Consider the following 18,371-nt stretch of genomic DNA (forward strand, 5'->3'; position numbering starts at 1 on the left):
CGCGCGCTACTCGGCCTGCAGCACCAGCAGGGCGAGATCGTCGTCCGGCGGGCGGCCGCCGAACTCGTGCACCAGCCTGCGGATGCGTTCCGCGATCAGCTCGGCGTCCAGGCCCGCGCAGCCGGCCAGGGCGGTCGCGAGGCCGTCGCCGTCGTCGAACTGGCGGGAGCCGCTGCGCCGCTCCGTCACCCCGTCCGTCACACAGAGCAGGGTGTCTCCGGAGCGCAGCTCGAAGGTCTCGCTGGTGTAGGTGGCGTCCTCGAAGACGCCGAGCAGGGTCTGCGGCTGGGCGGCGGAGTGGACCTCGCCGTCCGCGCCGAGGAGGAGGGGCAGCGGGTGCCCGGCGGAGCCGAGCGTGCAGCGGACACCGCCCTGGAACGGGGTGAGCTCGCCGTACAGCAGGGACAGGAAGCGGGTCTGCGGGCCGTCGCCGGGCGCGACGGGTCCTACGAGGGCGCGGGCGGCGGCGTCGGCGGCCTCCGTGGCGTCGTCCAGGAGCAGCTGGTTGAGCCGGTCGAGGACATCGGCGACGCGGTAGCCCTCGCGGGCGAGCAGCCGCAGCCAGGGGCGGGCGATGCCGATCACCACGGCCGCCTCGGGTCCCTTGCCCTGGACGTCGCCGATGGCGAAGCACCAGCGGCCGTCGCCGGCCGGGAAGAGGTCGTAGAAGTCGCCGCTCGGGCCGCCCTTGTCGCACGGCTCGTGGACCAGCGCGCTGGCCACGCCGGGGATCTTCGCGACGGCGCCGGGCAGCAGCCCGCGCTGGAGCACCCGGCTGATGGTGGCCTGCCGCGCGTACTGGCGGGCCGCGCCGATGGCGAGGGCCACCCGCCGGCCGAGGTCCTCCACGAGCCCGGTGATCTCGTCCGGGAAGCTCGTCACGCCGGCCCGTCCGATGACCAGCGTGCCCAGCGGGCGGCCCCCGGCGATCAGGCGATAGGCGAGTGCGGTGCCCCGCGCGCCGCGGGCGCCGAGTGCCACGCCGGGCCAGGGGTGGGTGACGGGCCCGGTGCGGTGGTCGTCCGCCGGGCACGGGGGCTCCTTCTCCAGGGCGCGGCGCAGCTCCTCGATGTGGTTCTCCGAGGCGTGCCAGACGCGGGCGAGGCGGGGGCCGGTGCCGTCCACCGGGCCGCTCCCGCCGGAGCCGGGGTGTCCGTGGCCCCAGCGCCCGGCGACCTCGTCCTCCAGCCACACCGCGCACCAGTCGGCGAGCCGCGGCACGATCAACTGGCCGGCGAGCGCGGCGACCAGGTTCTCGTCGAGCTGCCCGGCGAGCAGGTCGGACGCCTCGGCGAGAAAGGACAGGGCGCCGCGGTCGAGCCAGTCCCGCTCCCGCTCCCCGCGATGGGGGTGCTCCCCGGGATGGCCCCCCGGATGGCCCCCGGGGTGGTCGCCGGCCGGATCGGGCGGTTCGGACGGGGGCGGCTCCGGCGCGAGGATCTCGGCGACACGCAACCCGTCGTCCGGCGTGTGCTCCCCCGTGCCGGGGCGCGAGCCGTCCCGATCCGCCAGGGGGTCCTCGGGGGGCAGCCTGGCCCACACGGTCTTGGCCCCGGTGCGGTAGGTGACGCCCCAGGACTCGGCGAGCCGGGCCACCAGACGCAGTCCGCGCCCGTGCTCCGGGGTGTCGTACGGCCCGTCGGGCTCCGTGTCGCGCGGGGCGCGCGAGGGGTGGCGGTCCTGGACCTCGACGACCAGGGCGCCGGTGTCCGGCTCCAGCCGGCAGGTGAGCTGGACGTCGGTGCCGGCGTGGACGACGGCGTTGGTGACGAGTTCGCTGACGGCCAGGACGGCGTCCTGGGTCTGGCGCTCGCGGATGCGGTCCGCGCCGGGGAGGCCGGAGGACGCCCACTCGGTCAGGGCGGAGCGCAGGAAGGTGCGGGCGGTGCCCGGGGAGAGGGGGCTGCCGGGGAGGGTGGCGCGGGTCTCGGCGGTCGGTAAGGGGTGCGCGGGGGCGGCGGTCGGGCGTGCAGGGGCGTCCGTGCGATGCCCAGGGGCGTCCGTGCGGTGCGCGGGCGCGTCCGTAGGGTGCGCGGGCGCACCGACGCGCGGGCCTCCGTGCGCAGGCGCGCTCGGGGCGTGCGCGGGCGCGTCCTGGGCGCGAGGGGGCGCGTCCTCCCCGTGTGCGGGCGCATCAGAGGCACGGGTGACGGTCTCCCGTTGCACCGGAATGGCCCCCATCGACAGCTCCCCGAGCAGTTCGAACGAATACGCCTCGGACGACGCCGACAGAGTGACAGACTGGCCGCGCCCATAAGCACCGAGTTACCGAAGTGGGCCGCCATGAGTGAGAACCGTGCTACGCCTGTGCTCGAAGACGGACCGATTGACGGCCGAATTCGAGCGGCGGAGCTGCGCCCCCTGCTCGCCGCGATGACCGCGGCGCGCGACGGCGAATTCCGCAGGCTCCCCGAGACCGGGGACGGCATGGTGGCCGAACTGACCGCCGTCTTCAACCAGATCATGGACCGAAGCACCCACTTCAACGGGGAGATGCAGCGGGTCAAACGGGAGCTGGTGCGCTACGGCCGGCTCGACGAGCGGCTCTCGGCGAGCCCGGGCCAGGGCGACTGGACGACCCGCGTCGACGACGTCAACGTCGTCCTGGACGCCCTCGTGGCACCGGCCGCCAACGCGACCCGGGTGCTCGACGCGGTGGCGGGCGGCGACCTCACCCAGCGCGTCGACCTGCACGACGGCAGCCGCCAGTTGCGCGGCGATCTGCGCCGCCTCGGCCGAGCCGTGAACACGATGGTCGACCAGCTCTCCCTGTTCACCGGCGAGGTGACCCGGGTGGCCCGCGAGGTCGGCACCGAGGGCCGGCTCGGCGGCCGCGCCAAGGTCCGCCGATTGTCGGGCAGTTGGCGGGACGTCACCGAGGCGGTCAACACGATGGCATCCCGGCTGACGGCCCAGGTGCGGGACATCGCGCTGGTGACGACGGCGGTGGCACGGGGCGATCTGACCCGTACGGTCACCGTGGAGGCGACGGGCGAGCTGCTGGAACTGAAGCTGACGGTCAACACGATGGTCGAGCAGCTCTCCGCGTTCGCCGACGAGGTGACCCGGGTGGCCCGCGAGGTCGGCACCGAAGGTCAACTGGGCGGCCGGGCCCAGGTCCGGGGTGTCTCCGGGGTCTGGAAGGACCTCACCGACAACGTCAACTTCATGGCGTCGAACCTGACCTCGCAGGTCCGCAACATCGCCCAGGTCACCACCGCCGTCGCCAACGGCGACCTCAGCCAGAAGATCACCGTCGACGCCAAGGGCGAGATCCTGGAGCTGAAGTCGACGATCAACACCATGGTCGACCAGCTCTCCGCGTTCGCCGACGAGGTCACCCGCGTCGCCCGCGAGGTCGGCACCGAGGGCAACCTCGGCGGCCGGGCCCAGGTCCGCGGCGTCTCCGGCGTCTGGAAGGACCTCACCGACAACGTCAACTTCATGGCGGACAACCTCACTTCCCAGGTCCGCAACATCGCGCTGGTGTCCACCGCCGTCGCCCAGGGCGACCTCGGCAAGAAGATCACCGTGGAGGCGAAGGGGGAGATCCTGGAGCTGAAGTCGACGATCAACACCATGGTCGACCAGCTCTCCGCGTTCGCCGACGAGGTCACCCGCGTCGCCCGCGAGGTCGGCACCGAGGGCAACCTCGGCGGTCAGGCCCAGGTCCGCGGCGTCTCCGGCGTCTGGAAGGACCTCACCGACAACGTCAACTTCATGGCGCTGAACCTGACCTCGCAGGTCCGCAACATCGCCCAGGTGACGACGGCCGTCGCCAACGGCGACCTGTCGAAGAAGATCACCGTGGACGCGCGCGGCGAGATCCTCGAACTCAAGGACACCGTCAACACGATGGTGCAGCAGCTACGGGCCTTCGCCGACGAGGTGACCCGGGTCGCCCGTGAGGTCGGCACCGACGGCCGGCTCGGCGGCCGGGCGCAGGTGCTGGGGGTCTCCGGCGTCTGGAAGGACCTCACCGACAACGTCAACTCCATGGCGGACAACCTGACCTCCCAGGTCCGCAACATCGCCCAGGTCACCACCGCCGTCGCCAACGGCGACCTGTCGAAGAAGATCGACGTCGACGCGCGCGGCGAGATCCTGGAGCTGAAGACCGCCATCAACACGATGGTCGACACCCTCTCCTCCTTCTCCTCCGAGGTCACGCGGGTGGCCCGCGAGGTCGGCTCGGCCGGACAGCTCGGCGGGCAGGCCCGGGTGGAGGGCGTGTACGGCACCTGGAAGCGGCTGACGACGAACGTCAACGAGCTCGCCTCGAACCTCACCACCCAGGTCCGCGCGATCGCCGAGGTGGCCTCCGCCGTCGCGCAGGGCGACATGTCCCGGTCGATCACGGTCGAGGCGCGCGGCGAGGTCGCCGAGCTGAAGGACAACATCAACCTGATGGTGGCCAATCTGCGCGAGACGACCCGCGCCAAGGACTGGCTGGAGTCCAACCTGGCCCGGCTCGCCGCGCTGATGCAGGGCCACCGCGATCTGATGGAGGTCGCCGACCTGCTGCTGCGCGAACTGACGCCGCTGGTCAACGCCCAGTACGGGGCGTTCTTCCTGGCCGACCCGGACGAGGAGGACGCAGCGCTGCCCACCACCGTGCCCGGCAAGGGGCTCGCGTTCATCGCCGGGTACGGCTCCGCCCAGGGCACCACGCTCGAGACCGGCGGCCTGCCGGTGCACGGGCTGGTCCGGCAGGCGGCCCGGGAGAAGAAGCGGATCCTGGTCGAGGAGGCCCCGCCGGACTACATCAGGATCGCGAGCGGGCTCGGCGAGGCCGCCCCCACCAGCGTCGTCATCATCCCGATCCTGTTCGAGGACAAGCTCCTCGGGGTGATCGAGCTGGCGTCGTTCTCCCGCTTCTCCGATGTGCACCTGGCGTTCTTCGACCAGTTCGTGAACACCATCGCGGTCGCCATCAACACGATCATCGCCAACTCCCGTACGGAGTCGCTGCTCGGCGAGTCCCAACGGCTGGCCCGGCAGCTCCAGGAGCGCTCGGACGAACTGCAGATGCAGCAGGCGGAGCTCCAGCGCTCCAACGCCGAACTGGAGGAGAAGGCGGCCCTGCTGGCCACCAGCTCGCAGTACAAGTCGGAGTTCCTGGCGAACATGTCGCACGAGCTGCGCACCCCACTGAACTCGCTGCTGATCCTCGCCCGGCTGCTCTCCGACAACCCGGACGGGCGGCTGTCCGACCAGGAGGTGCAGTTCGCGACGACGATCCACCGCTCCGGCTCGGATCTGCTCCAGCTGATCAACGACATCCTGGACCTGTCGAAGATCGAGGCGGGCCGGATGGACGTACGCCCGAAGCGGCTGCCTCTGATCAAGCTGCTGGACTACGTCCACGCCACGTTCCGCCCGCTCACCCTGGACCGAGGGCTCGCCTTCGAGGTGCGGGTCGGCGAGGACGTGCCGCGCGAGATGTACTCCGACGAGCAGCGCCTCCAGCAGATCCTGCGCAACCTGCTGTCCAACGCGATCAAGTTCACCGCGTCCGGCAAGGTGGAGCTGCGGGTCGGCCGGGTACGCGATCCCGATGCCGACGGCGAGGAGATCATCGCGTTCGCGGTGACGGACACCGGCATCGGCATCGCCCCCGAGAAGCTGCCGGTGATCTTCGAGGCGTTCCAGCAGGCCGACGGCACCACCAACCGCAAGTACGGCGGCACCGGGCTCGGCCTGTCCATCAGCCGGGAGATCGCGGGCCTGCTGGGCGGCCGTATCGTCGCCGAGAGCGAACCGGGGCGGGGCTCCACGTTCACCCTGTACGTGCCGGTCGTCAGTCCCGGGCACTCCATGACCGGCGCGCTGGGCGAGCAGCGGCTGCCACCGGTGCCGCAGCAGCTGTCGGCGGAGCCGTTCGCGGCGCTCCACGAACCGGACGACTCCTGGCCGGCGCCGGCCAAGCTGGAGTCCTGGCAGACCGGCCGCCCGGGCCGGGTGCTGCCGGGCCGCAGGGTGCTGATCGTCGACGACGACATCCGCAACGTCTTCGCGCTCACCCATGTCCTGGGCCGGGTCGGCATGCCGGTGCTGTACGCGGAGAACGGCCGTGAGGGCATCGAGACGCTGGAGCGCGCACCGGACGTCGAGCTGGTCCTGATGGACATCATGATGCCGGAGATGGACGGCTACGAGACGATCTCCGCCATCCGCCGCACCCCGCGCTGGGCGGACCTGCCGATCGTCGCCCTGACCGCGAAGGCGATGCCCGGCGACCGGGAGAAGTCCATCGCGCGGGGCGCCAACGACTACGTACCGAAACCGGTGGACGTGGACCAGCTGCTCACCGTCGTCTGCGACCTCCTGGACCCCGAAGAGGTCCCGTCCACCATCACCGAATGAGGCTTTTTCCCATGATCGCTGAGGCAACGGCCGACGAGCGCGCCGGCATCCTTCTGGTCGACGACATGGAGGACAACCTGATCGCCCTGGAGGCCGTGCTCGGGTCCCTCAACGAGCCTCTCGTCCGGGCGCGGTCGGGTGAGGAGGCGATGAAGGCGCTGCTGCGGCAGCGGTTCGCGCTGGTGCTGCTCGATGTGCGGATGCCGGGCATGGACGGGTTCGAGACCGCCGCGAACATCAAGCGGCTCGACCAGACCAAGGACGTCCCGATCATCTTCCTGACCGGCGCGGACGACGAGCCGGGCTTCGCGTTCCGCGGGTACGCCACGGGGGCCGCCGACTATGTGACGAAGCCGTTCGACCCATGGGTGCTGCGCGCCAAGGTCAGCGTGTTCCTGGAGCTGCACCGCAAGAACCAGCAGCTGGCCCGGCTGCTGGCGCGCAGGCCGCCGCGCGCCACCGAGTTCCTCATACGCCTGGACGCCCTGGAGCGGGAACTGGACCGGCAGGACCCGCCGGACACCGCGACGCTGCGCGACCGGGTCCGGGAGCTGCGGGAGCTGGCGACCGGACCGCACGGCACCTGACGGGCGCCGTGCGGTCCCCCGCCGGAGGGGTCAGGCCTCCCGCGTGCCCGCGTACATCTCCTCGATGAGGTCCTTGTACTCGCGCTCCACGACGGGCCGCTTGAGCTTGAGGCTCGGCGTGATCTCACCGTGCTCGACGTCGAGGTCGCGCGGCAGCAGCCGGAACTTCTTGATCGTCTGCCACTTCTGCAGCCCGGCGTTGAGCTGCTGCACATAGGCGTCGACCATGGCGACGGTCTGCGGCGCGGCCACGATCTCGGCGTACGGCTTGCCGGCCAGCCCGTTCTCCTCGGCCCACGGCTGGAGCGCGATCTCGTCGAGCGCGATCAGCGCGGTGCAGAAGTTCCGGTCGGCGCCGTGCACAAGGATGTTCGAGACGTACGGGCAGACCGCCTTGAACTGGCCCTCGACCTCGGCGGGCGCGATGTACTTGCCGCCGGACGTCTTGATGAGGTCCTTCTTGCGGTCCGTGATGCGCAGGTAGCCGTCCGGGGACAGCTCGCCGATGTCACCGGTGTGGAACCAGCCGTCGGCCTCCAGGACCTCGGCGGTCTTCTCAGGCAGGCCGTGGTAGCCCTGCATGATGCCGGGGCCGCGCAGCAGGATCTCGCCGTCGTCGGCGATACGGACCTCGGTGCCGGGCAGCGGCTTGCCGACCGTGCCGGTGCGGTACGCCTCGCCCGGGTTCACGAAGGACGCGGCGGACGACTCGGTGAGGCCGTAGCCCTCCAGGATGTGGATGCCGGCGCCGGAGAAGAAGTAGCCGATCTCGGGCGCGAGGGCGGCCGAGCCGGAGACGCAGGCGCGCAGGTTGCCGCCGAAGGCCTCGCGGATCTTGGCGTAGACGAGCTTGTCGGCGACGGCGTGCTTGGCGCGCAGTCCGGCCGGGGCGGTCGCGGTGCCGGTGCGCCGGAAGTTGTCCTGGGTGACCTTGGCGTACTCACGGGCGACACCCGCGGCCCACCGGAAGATCTTGTACTTGGCGCCCCCGCCGGCCTTCGCCTTGGCGGCGACGCCGTTGTAGACCTTCTCGAAGATGCGCGGCACGGCGGCCATGTAGGTCGGCTTCACGACCGGCAGATTCTCGATGATCTTGTCGACCCGGCCGTCGACTGCGGTGACATGGCCGACCTCGATCTGGCCGGAGGTGAGCACCTTGCCGAAGACGTGGGCGAGCGGCAGCCACAGGTACTGCACGTCGTCCCCGCCGACCAGGCCGGTCGCGGCGATCGCCTTGGCCATGTACGACCAGTTGTCGTGCGGCAGGCGCACCCCCTTGGGGCGACCGGTGGTGCCGGAGGTGTAGATGAGGGTGGCGAGCTGGTCCTTGGTGATCGCGCCGACCCGCTGCTTGATCAGCCCGGGCTCCTTCTCCAGCCGGGCGGCGCCGCGCGCCTCCAGCTCGGAGAGGGCGATCACCCAGTCGTCGGTCTCGACGCCGGCCGGGTCGACGACCACGACCTGGAGGAGCTGCGGCAGCTCTGCGCGCTTCTCGCGCGCCTTGGCGACCTGTGCCGCGTCCTCGGCGATCAGCACCCGGCTCTCGGAGTCCGCGAGGATGAACGCCGACTCCTCGGCGTTGGTCTGCGGATAGACGGTGGTCGTGGCGGCGCCGGCGCACATGATGCCCAGGTCGGCGAGGATCCACTCGATCCGGGTGGAGGAGGCGAGGGCGACCCGCTGCTCGGGCTGGACCCCCAGCTCGATGAGCCCGGCGGCGATGGCGTGCACCCGCTCGGCGGCCTGCGCCCAGGTCAGCGACTTCCAGTCGTCGGGGCCCTCCCCCGACGCGGGCGGAGTGGGATAGCGGTACGCCTCGGCATCCGGCGTGGCGGCCACGCGCTCCAGGAAGAGGGTCGCCACGCTCGGCGGACGGTTCTCGATCAGTGTCTGTGTGTCGCTCACGACATCCTCCGGGGGCCCGCGACGGTGCGGCTGGTTCCACGTTCCACTCGCGCTTGTTTAACTCGCGAGTAACTATCGAGCAGGGATCAGGTTAAAGGTCGACGGCCCCCTGCGTAAGAGCCTGCGCCCTGTCACTTCCTCCGAACGGGCACGACGCGCACACAAAAGGGCCCGCCGTGCTTTCGCACGACGGACCCTTCATGCGGCGATTTGCCGGGTCACGGAGTGTTACCCGCGGTTACTTCTTGCCCTTGCCCGACCCCGCGCTGTCATCGCTGCTCAACACGGCGATGAAGGCCTCCTGGGGAACCTCCACGGAACCCACCATCTTCATCCGCTTCTTGCCTTCCTTCTGCTTCTCCAGCAGCTTGCGCTTCCGGGAGATGTCACCGCCGTAGCACTTGGCGAGGACGTCCTTGCGGATGGCGCGGATGGTCTCGCGGGCGATCACCCGGGAGCCGATGGCCGCCTGGATCGGCACCTCGAAGGCCTGCCGCGGGATCAGCTCGCGCAGCTTGGCGACGAGCCGCACCCCGTACGCGTACGCGGCGTCCTTGTGGGTGATCGCCGAGAAGGCGTCCACCTTGTCGCCGTGCAGCAGGATGTCGACCTTGACCAGGCTGGAGGTCTGCTCGCCCGTGGGCTCGTAGTCCAGCGAGGCGTAGCCGCGGGTCTTGGACTTCAGCTGGTCGAAGAAGTCGAAGACGATCTCCGCGAGCGGCAGGGTGTAGCGGATCTCCACCCGGTCCTCGGAGAGGTAGTCCATGCCGAGCAGGGTGCCGCGCCGGGTCTGGCACAGCTCCATGATCGAGCCGATGAACTCGGTGGGCGCGAGGATCGTGGCGCGCACGACCGGCTCGTACACCTCGTTGATCTTGCCCTCGGGGAACTCGCTCGGGTTGGTGACGGTGTGCTCGCTGCCGTCCTCCATCACGACCCGGTAGACCACGTTCGGCGCGGTCGCGATCAGGTCGAGGCCGAACTCGCGCTCCAGCCTCTCCCGGATCACGTCCAGGTGCAGCAGGCCGAGGAAGCCGACGCGGAAACCGAAGCCGAGGGCGGCGGAGGTCTCCGGCTCGTAGACCAGCGCGGCGTCGTTGAGCTGCAGCTTGTCCAGGGCCTCGCGCAGCTCCGGGTAGTCGGAGCCGTCCAGCGGGTACAGGCCGGAGAAGACCATGGGCTTGGGGTCCTTGTAGCCCCCGAGCGCCTCCGTGGCCCCCTTGTGCTGGCTGGTGACGGTGTCACCGACCTTGGACTGGCGGACGTCCTTCACACCGGTGATGAGGTAGCCCACCTCACCGACGCCCAGGCCGTCGGCCGGGAGCATCTCGGGTGAGTTCGTCCCGATCTCCAGCAGCTCGTGGGTGGCGCCGGTCGACATCATCTTGATGCGCTCGCGCTTGTTGAGCTGGCCGTCGATGACACGGACGTACGTCACGACACCGCGGTAGGAGTCGTAGACCGAGTCGAAGATCATCGCGCGGGCGGGGGCGTCCGCGACGCCCACCGGGCCGGGCACCTCGGCCACGACCTTGTCGAGCAGCGCGTCGACACCGAGCCCGGTCTTCGCGGACACCTTGAGCACGTCGCTCGGGTCGCAGCCGACCAGGTTGGCGAGCTCCTCGGCGAACTTCTCGGGCTGCGCGGCCGGCAGGTCGATCTTGTTCAGCACGGGGATGATCGTGAGGTCGTTCTCCATCGCCAGGTAGAGGTTGGCGAGGGTCTGGGCCTCGATGCCCTGGGCGGCGTCGACGAGGAGGATGGTCCCCTCGCAGGCGGCGAGCGACCGCGAGACCTCGTAGGTGAAGTCGACGTGCCCCGGGGTGTCGATCATGTTGAGGATGTGCGTGTTGCCGGGGTCGTGGGTGGGAGCCCACGGCAGCCGCACCGCCTGGGACTTGATCGTGATGCCGCGCTCGCGCTCGATGTCCATCCGGTCGAGGTACTGAGCACGCATCTGCCGCTGCTCGACCACACCGGTCAGCTGGAGCATCCGGTCGGCGAGCGTGGACTTGCCGTGGTCGATGTGCGCGATGATGCAGAAATTGCGGATCAGAGCCGGGTCGGTACGGCTCGGCTCGGGCACATTGTTAGGGGTCGCGGGCACGCAGGGTCCTGTCTCTTGAGGCGCCTTATGCCTCGGGTCGGATCGATACGTAGGTTCCATGGTCCCATGGGCGGCGACCTGGAGCGGGTTTGGGCCATTCTTCGGCCCACTGGTAGTCTGGGTGGCTGTGTCTCATGCCCTCTCAGCGCGAGGCACACCTTCAAGAAATCACCTGGTACGGGACCGGTCTCCGCTTCGGGAGGCCCCAGGCCCGTGCCTGAACCTGAAAAGGCTCATTCGTGGCGAACATCAAGTCCCAGATCAAGCGGATCAAGACCAACGAGAAGGCCCGGCTGCGCAACAAGGCCGTCAAGTCCTCCCTCAAGACCGCGATCCGCAAGGCCCGCGAGGCCGCTGCCGCGGGTGACGTCGAGAAGGCCACCGAGTACCAGCGCGCTGCCGCGCGTCAGCTCGACAAGGCCGTCTCCAAGGGCGTCATCCACAAGAACCAGGCCGCCAACAAGAAGTCGGCGCTTGCTTCGAAGGTCGCGACCCTCAAGGGCTGACACCTTTCTGATCTGACCGCCGGAGGGACTCGAGCGGGCCCTCTCTCATCCGCTCCCGTCCGGCACCCCCGGATCCGCACGCGGCCTGCGTTCGCCACGCGGGTGCGGATCCAGCAGCTTGAACCCGGAGGCCCCGGCGCCCACCCTTCCCCAGGGCGGGTGCCGGGGCCTTCGGCATGCCCTCGGGGCGGGTCAGCTCCAGAATCGGCTTCGGCACGCTCTCGGGGCGGGTCAGCTCCAGAATCGGCTTCGGCACGCTCTCGGGGCGGGTCAGCTCCAGAATCGGCTTCGGCACGCTCTCGGGGCGGGTCAGCTCCAGAATTCGTCGGCCGTGTCGAGGTCCGCGACGCACTCGTCGAGATCGGTGATCTTGTCGCCGACGATCCGGAAGACGATGCCGCCGTCCTCGTCGATGTGCTTGTCGCCCCGGTCGGCGGTGAAGCGGTGCACGGAGACGGCGTGCCCACGCCCGTCGACGAACACATCGCGCAGCTCCACGCGGAACGAGCCGCCCGTCTCCGACTGGAGCCGGCCGTAGTAGCCGCTGAGAATCGCGTCGATCCCCTTGTGGTCCCCCGACAGCGGATGCGTACCGGGCACATGGTGTGTGCAGTCCCCGGTCATCAGGGAGCGCAGTGTGTCCATGTCCCCGTTCTGGAACGCCGTGTACCCCTTGCGTACGAGGGCAGCGTGCGGGTGCTCAGCCATCGTGATCGCCACCTTTCGCCGTCCGGCGACAACAGCTGATACGTCCGATTCTCCTCGCCCTGGGGACGCCTGTCGTTCGGATCGGGGGCCGGGGGGCGGGTGGGTGGCGGGCGTCAGGCGCGGCCGCGGGAGCGGGCGGCGCGGGCGATCGTCACGACCGCCTTCTCGAGGGCGTACTCCGGGTCGTCCCCGCCGCCCTTCACCCCGGCGTCGGCCTCGGCGACCGCCCGCAACGCGACCGCGACACCGTCCGGCGTCCAACCCCGCATCTGCTGGCGCACCCGGTCGATCTTCCAGGGCGGCATCCCCAGCTCCCGGGCCAGATCGGCGGGCCGGCCCCCGCGGGCGGAGGACAGCTTGCCGATGGCCCGCACGCCCTGCGCCAGCGCACTGGTGATCAGGACGGGGGCGACACCGGTCGCCAGCGACCACCGCAGCGCCTCCAGCGCCTCCGCCGCTCGGCCCTCCACGGCCCGGTCGGCGACGGTGAAGCTCGACGCCTCGGCCCGGCCCGTGTAGTAGCGCCCGACGACGGCCTCGTCGATGGTGCCCTCGACATCCGCGACCAGCTGGGTCACCGCGGACGCCAGCTCCCGCAGATCACTGCCGATGGCGTCGACCAGCGCCTGGCACGCCTCGGGCGTCGCGGATCTGCCGGTCGCCCGGAACTCCTGCCGGACGAACGCCAGCCGGTCCGCCGGCTTGGTCATCTTCGGGCACGCCACCTCGCGTGCCCCCGCCTTGCGGGCGGCGTCGAGCAGCTTCTTGCCCTTGACGCCACCGGCGTGCAACAGCACCAGCGTGATCTCCTCGGCCGGGGAGGAGAGATACGCCGTCACGTCCTTGATGGTGTCCGCCGACAGGTCCTGCGCGTTCCGCACCACGACGACCTTGCGCTCGGCGAACAGCGACGGGCTGGTCAGCTCCGCCAGCGTGCCCGGCTGCACCTGGTCCGCGGTGAGGTCCCGTACGTCCGTGTCGGCGTCGGCGGCCCGCGCGGCGACCACCACCTCCCGCACGGCACGGTCGAGCAGCAGCTCCTCCTGACCCACGGCGAGGGTCACGGGGGCGAGGGGATCGTCGTTCGCAGTCTTCCTGGCCATCGCGTACAGCATGGCACGCGGGTACGACAACGCCGGCCGGTGCCGTACCGCTGCCGCTGCCGCTGCCGCTGCCGCTGCCGGAAGACTTCCCGGCGGCTACGGCTCCTCCCGCCAGCCCTCCCACTCCCCCGCGAACGCGTCGAGCTCCGCGGGGTCGAGGCGCTCCTGCTCGTCGCGCAGCACCAGCAGCCACTGCGCGTCCTCGGCGTCGTCCTCGCCCGCGAGGGCGTCCCGCACCAGGTGCGGCTCCTCGTCGACGCCGAACCGCTCCCGCAGCGCCTCCGCCGCCTCCTCTGCCGCGTCACGGTCGGGCAGCACCAGCACATGTCTCACATCGCTCACGGGGCAATTCTCGGACACGGGGCGGATGCCCGGTTCCGGGGGTGCCGGGGGTGCCGGCGGTGCCGGGGGTGCCGGGGGTGCCGGGGCCGCGGCACCGCTTGTGCCGCCCCCTTACCCGTTCCCGCCCGGTGTCCGGACCGTCGGCACCCGGTCCAGCGCGATGCCGAACCGGTCCCGGTACACCCCCAGCACCTCCTCGTCCGTGGCCAGCTCCCGCTCCGTACGGGTGCCGTCGGCCGCCGTCTCCTTGAACGTGCGGCCGCTGAGCGTGATCCGCCCTCCCTCGTCGGTGACCCGCGAGCACACCAGCGACTGGGTGAAGTGCGAGGCGGGCGAGGTGCTGTGCCACCACGCGCCGGACACGAAGTCCCCGAGCACCCGGGGCCGCCGCTCCAGCCGGTACTCGGGCCTGCCGTCCATCACCACATCCAGGTCCGCCTCCTGGCCCCCGCGCACCCCCGCCGCGTCCGGCCCGGCCTCGACGATCCGGAACACCCCCGCCGGATCCACCTGCTCCTCCCCGGTGCCGAGCGCCAGCGGGTGGTGGCTGTGCGCCCCGAAGCCCACGTCCGCCAGCCAGGCGCCCCCGTCCGCCGTCCGGACCTCCAGCGCCATGTGGTCGTAGGGGATGCCGAGTCTCCCCTCGTTGCCGTGCACGCGCGCCGCGAGCAGCGTCACCTCGAAGCCGAGCGCGCCGAGCAACGCCCCGAACGCGCCGTTCAGTTCGTAGCAGAACCCGCCGCGTCCCGCCCCCACCACCTTGTCCACCAGCCGCTTCTCCTCCAGGACGATCTCCTCGCCGAGGTGGATCGACAGGTTCTCGAAAGGCACGGTGCGCAGATGGCGCAGATGCAGGTCGCGCAGGGCCTCGGCGGTGGGCCGGACCGGACGCTCGGCTCCCAGTCGGCTCAGGTAGGCATCGATCTCCACGGAATCCATGCCCTCAGTCTCCCGCCACACCCAGCTCCGCACCCTCCCCGGTCACCGCCAGCGCCCCGTCCCGGTCCGTGCTGAGCACCACCGCGCCCATCGCCCGCAGCGCCGCGACCGTGCCGGGTGCCGGATGCCCGTAGGTGTTGTCCGCGCCCGCGGAGATGAGCGCGAGCCGGGGCGCCGCCCGGATCAGGAGCCCGGGGTCCTGATAAGCCGAGCCGTGATGGGCGACCTTCAACACGTCCACCCCGCCCAGCAGCGGCCCGGCCGGTGATCTCAACAGGGCGCGCTGTGCCGGTGGTTCGAGGTCGCCGAGGAGCAGGAGCCGCAGGCCCGCCGAGCGGACGAGCAGGGCGACACTCGCGTCGTTCGGCCCTTCCGGCACCACGGTGGGATCCCCCGGCGGCCACACCACGCGCCAGCTCAGGCCACCGGTGCGGCGCTCCTCCCCGGCAGCGGCCCGCGTCACCGGAACGCCCCGCGCGGCCGCCTCCCGCCGCACGAACTCCGCCTGATCCGACGGTTCCTGGTACGCCGTCGTCTCGATGGCGCCGACCTGCCGGCCTCTCAGGACGCCGGGCAGGCCCGCCACATGGTCGGCGTGGAAGTGCGTCAGGACGACCAGGGGGATCCTCGTGATGCCGAGGGTGCGCAGGCACCGGTCGACCAACACGGGATCGGGTCCCGCGTCCACCACCACCCCCGTCCCCGCGCCCGCCGCGAGCACCGTCGCGTCGCCCTGCCCGACGTCGCACATCGCGAACCGCCACGCCGGCGGCGGCCATCCCGTCACCACCCGCGTCAACGGCGGCGGCTGCAAAACGGCCAGCAGGAGCAGCACCCCGCACGCCCCGCACCACCAGGGGTGCCGCAGCAGTCGCCGCCCGGCGAGCAGCAGGGCCACCGTGGCGAGCGCGAGCAGCGCGGCCCCGGTCCAGCTGCCCGGCCAGTCGACGCCCGCGCCGGGCAGCGCGGCGCCGGTCCGGGCGACGTCCGCGATCCACCCGGCGGGCCATCCCGCGCACCAGGCCAGCACCTTCGCCACCGGCATCGCCCAGGGTGCCGTCGCCAGCGCGGCGAACCCCAGCACCGTGGCCGGCGCGATCGCGAACTCCACGAGCAGATTGCAGGGCACCGCCACCAGGCTCACCCGGGCCGACAGCACCGCCACCACCGGTGCGCACAGCGCCTGCGCGGCGGCAGCGGCGGCCAGCGCCTCGGCCAGTCGCGGCGGAACCCGGCGTGCACGCAGCGCCGCGCTCCACCCGGGCGCCAGGGTGAGCAGCGCCCCGGTGGCCAGGACGGACAGCAGAAAGCCGTAACTGCGGGACAGCCACGGGTCGTACAGCACCAGCAGCAGTACGGCTGTCGCCAGCGCCGGGATCAGCGAGCGGCGGCGCCCGGTCGCCAGGGCGAGCAGCGCCACCGCTCCACAGGCCGCCGCCCGCAGGACGCTCGGATCGGGCCGGCACACGATGACGAACCCGAAGGTCAGAGCCCCACCGAGCAGCGCGGTCGTCCGCAGGGAGATACCGAGGCGCGGCGCGAGCCCACGCCGCTCCACGCGCTGGGCGAGCCCCGGCGGGCCGATGAGCAGGACCAGGATGATCGTGAGGTTGCTCCCCGACACCGCCAGCGTGTGCGCCAGATCGGTCTCCTTGAACGCCTCGTCCAGCTCCGGCGTGATCCGCGCGGTGTCCCCGACGACCAGCCCGGGCAACAACGCCCGGGCGTCCGGGGCCAGCCCGTCGGTCGCCTCCCGCAGCCCGGCCCGCAACCGCCCCGCCAGCCGCTGCGCCGCCGACGGCTCCCCCACCACCTCCGGCACCTTTGAGTCCCGCACCCGCAGCACCGCCGCGATGTCCCCGCCGTCCGCGGGCGGCACCACACGGGCCGTCACCCGCACCCGCGTCGAGGGCAGCAGGGCGAGCCACGGCGACGGCCGGTCCCCGGCGAAGGAGGTGGAAGAGGCGAAAGAGTCGGAAGAAGAACGCCGTCTCTCGACGTCGACCACCATCAGCACCGGGGTCCGGGTCACCACGGTCGCGCCGTCCCGCGTCTCCACGCGCCGTACGTCAGCCTCGAACAGCACGGCGGTCGGCGCCGGTGCCGGGCCTCTCACCCGGGGCCGGACGAGCCGGGGGTCCGAGGTGATCTCCGCCTCGGCGATGACCGTGGCGTACCGCTCGGCGAGCCCCGGCAGCGGCCCGCGCCGCAGGTCCGCCCCGTGCAGCCCGGCCGAGACGGCGGCCGCCGCCACACAGACCAGGACGGCCGCGGCGGTGACGGCAGGCCAGCCGGACCGGCCGCCCGTCATCACCCCGGGCACCCGACGCGCCCAGCTCACCCGACCCGTCCGCCTCACCCGGCTCACCCGGCACACCCCCAGGGTCATCAGCACGCCGGCCGCGGCCAGGCACCCGACCGCCGTGCCGGTCACCCACGCCGGTGCGGCGTCCAGCATCACCGCCGAGGTCGCCCAGGCGGCCAGCGCGGGCGGCACCAGCCGTAGATCGGCCGGTCCCTCCTGCCGCGGATGGGCCGCCCCGAGCCGCCCGCCGGACGCGGCGTGCACGGCCTTCCGGGTGTCGCGCCGCCCCTCGTCCCGCCGGTCGTCGTCCCCCTCCTCCCTCATGGCCGTACGAGGTTCCGCAGGTCGGCGAAGCGGCGGTCGCCGATGCCGTTCACGTCGCGCAGTTCGTCCACCGAGCGGAAGCCGCCGTGCCGGGTGCGGTGGTCGATGATGTGCTGCGCCAGCACCGGTCCCACGCCCGGCAGGGTGTCCAGCTGTTCCAGCGTGGCCGTGTTGAGCGACACCGGGGCGGTGGGCGTGCCCCCGGGACCGGACACGCCGCCCGTTCCGGCAGCCGGGGCCGGGGCCGGTCCGGCGACGCCGGGCGGGGCGCCGACGATGACCTGCTCGCCGTCCACCAGGAAGCGGGCCTGGTTCAGACCGTCGGTGTCCGTGCCGGGCCGCACCCCGCCGGCCGCGCGCAGGGCGTCGGCGACCCGCGATCCGGCGGGCAACCGGTGGACGCCCGGTTCACGGACCTTGCCGCCCACGTCCACCACGATCTCGGCACCGGGCGAGCCCGCGGCACCCGGCCCGGCGGAGGTCAAGGCGCCGGGCTCTGCCATCCCGCCACGCGCTCCGTCACCGTGGGAGGCGACCGCGCGCACCACGTCGGGTGCCCGTACGGGCTCCACGCGCCCGGCCCAGAAGTGCTGCACCGCCAGGGCGGCCGCGAGGACGAGCACGGCGACGAGCGCGATCACACTGCGCCGCTCCAGACCGCACCGCGCCTGCACCCACACCGGCAGCCGCTCCCGCAACGCCGGCCCGAGCCGCCCGCGCAGCCCCCGTGCGCCGGGATCCGGACGCCGAGCCGGCTCCGTCTCGACGACTGGCCGGACGACTGGCTGGACGACTGGCTCAGCGACTCCTGGTGGGCCGTTCCCCGACTCCCGCCGGTCCCCGCCCCGTTCGGCGAAGATCAGCTCCGCCCGGCGGCGCAGCTCCTCGGCCGAGGCCCGCCGCTGCCCCGTCCTGCCTCGGCCGTCGCTGTGCGTGCCCCGCCGATGGCGTGCCCGGCCGTCGGAGGCGGGTCCGCGTCCCGGGCCGCTGGTGACCCTCGTGGAGCGAACCCGGGGAGATGTGGATGTGCGTGATCGAAGTGCCATGCGACGAGCATCCGGCACCCGTCGCATTCGCGATGATCATGCTCAATTTCCGTGGACCACGGCACACTTGTGGAAAACCACGCCACCCCAACGAGTGACGACCCGGCTGACGACCCGCGCGACGACCCGCGAC

At 72.0% G+C, this 18,371-nt stretch carries 12 protein-coding genes; 3 read left to right on the forward strand and 9 right to left on the reverse strand.

Annotation, left to right across the window (positions count from 1 at the left end):
• Positions 1-6: 6 nt before the first annotated feature.
• Positions 7-2,181: an ATP-binding SpoIIE family protein phosphatase gene (locus DC008_RS10990; protein WP_108706819.1), complete on the reverse strand. Its 2,175-nt coding sequence runs from the start codon at positions 2,179-2,181 to the stop codon at positions 7-9.
• Between the two features lie 102 nt (positions 2,182-2,283).
• On the opposite strand from DC008_RS10990, the gene DC008_RS10995 reads away from it, so the two are divergent.
• Positions 2,284-6,366, forward strand: coding sequence for a HAMP domain-containing protein (locus tag DC008_RS10995; RefSeq protein ID WP_208645843.1), 4,083 nt, complete (start codon positions 2,284-2,286; stop codon positions 6,364-6,366).
• 11 nt (positions 6,367-6,377) lie between these two features.
• A complete protein-coding gene (locus DC008_RS11000; protein WP_108706821.1) occupies positions 6,378-6,953 on the forward strand; it encodes a response regulator in 576 nt (191 codons plus the stop codon).
• A gap of 30 nt (positions 6,954-6,983) precedes the next feature.
• Here the strand turns inward: DC008_RS11000 and DC008_RS11005 are convergent, their stop codons facing one another.
• On the reverse strand, positions 6,984-8,858 hold the full coding sequence (locus tag DC008_RS11005; RefSeq protein WP_108706822.1) for an AMP-dependent synthetase/ligase: 1,875 nt from the start codon (positions 8,856-8,858) through the stop codon (positions 6,984-6,986).
• Between the two features lie 238 nt (positions 8,859-9,096).
• Complete coding sequence (gene lepA, locus DC008_RS11010; protein WP_108706823.1) at positions 9,097-10,965, reverse strand: translation elongation factor 4; 1,869 nt, start codon at positions 10,963-10,965, stop codon at positions 9,097-9,099.
• 239 nt (positions 10,966-11,204) lie between these two features.
• On the opposite strand from lepA, the gene rpsT reads away from it, so the two are divergent.
• The gene (gene rpsT / locus DC008_RS11015; RefSeq protein WP_053750780.1) at positions 11,205-11,471 is read left to right on the forward strand and encodes a 30S ribosomal protein S20; all 267 of its coding nucleotides are present in this window, start codon (positions 11,205-11,207) and stop codon (positions 11,469-11,471) included.
• A gap of 309 nt (positions 11,472-11,780) precedes the next feature.
• Here the strand turns inward: rpsT and DC008_RS11020 are convergent, their stop codons facing one another.
• The 6 genes from DC008_RS11020 to DC008_RS11045 all read right to left on the reverse strand — a co-directional run bounded on the left by DC008_RS11020 (position 11,781) and on the right by DC008_RS11045 (position 18,238).
• On the reverse strand, positions 11,781-12,179 hold the full coding sequence (locus tag DC008_RS11020; protein ID WP_108710646.1) for a nuclear transport factor 2 family protein: 399 nt from the start codon (positions 12,177-12,179) through the stop codon (positions 11,781-11,783).
• A gap of 113 nt (positions 12,180-12,292) precedes the next feature.
• Positions 12,293-13,282 (reverse strand): DNA polymerase III subunit delta, encoded by a 990-nt coding sequence (gene holA / locus DC008_RS11025; protein ID WP_208645844.1) that lies wholly within the window; start codon positions 13,280-13,282, stop codon positions 12,293-12,295.
• Between the two features lie 96 nt (positions 13,283-13,378).
• The gene (locus DC008_RS11030; protein WP_108706825.1) at positions 13,379-13,624 is read right to left on the reverse strand and encodes a hypothetical protein; all 246 of its coding nucleotides are present in this window, start codon (positions 13,622-13,624) and stop codon (positions 13,379-13,381) included.
• A 111-nt stretch (positions 13,625-13,735) separates the two neighbouring features.
• A complete protein-coding gene (locus DC008_RS11035; RefSeq protein ID WP_108706826.1) occupies positions 13,736-14,563 on the reverse strand; it encodes an arylamine N-acetyltransferase family protein in 828 nt (275 codons plus the stop codon).
• Between the two features lie 4 nt (positions 14,564-14,567).
• Positions 14,568-17,192, reverse strand: coding sequence for a ComEC/Rec2 family competence protein (locus DC008_RS11040; RefSeq protein WP_108706827.1), 2,625 nt, complete (start codon positions 17,190-17,192; stop codon positions 14,568-14,570).
• A complete protein-coding gene (locus tag DC008_RS11045; protein WP_108706828.1) occupies positions 17,189-18,238 on the reverse strand; it encodes a ComEA family DNA-binding protein in 1,050 nt (349 codons plus the stop codon). The genes DC008_RS11040 and DC008_RS11045 overlap by 4 nt, the downstream gene beginning before the upstream one ends.
• Positions 18,239-18,371 lie beyond the last annotated feature (133 nt).

Origin of the sequence: Streptomyces nigra, assembly GCF_003074055.1 — a bacterium.
Classification (GTDB): Bacteria; Actinomycetota; Actinomycetes; order Streptomycetales; family Streptomycetaceae; genus Streptomyces; species Streptomyces nigra.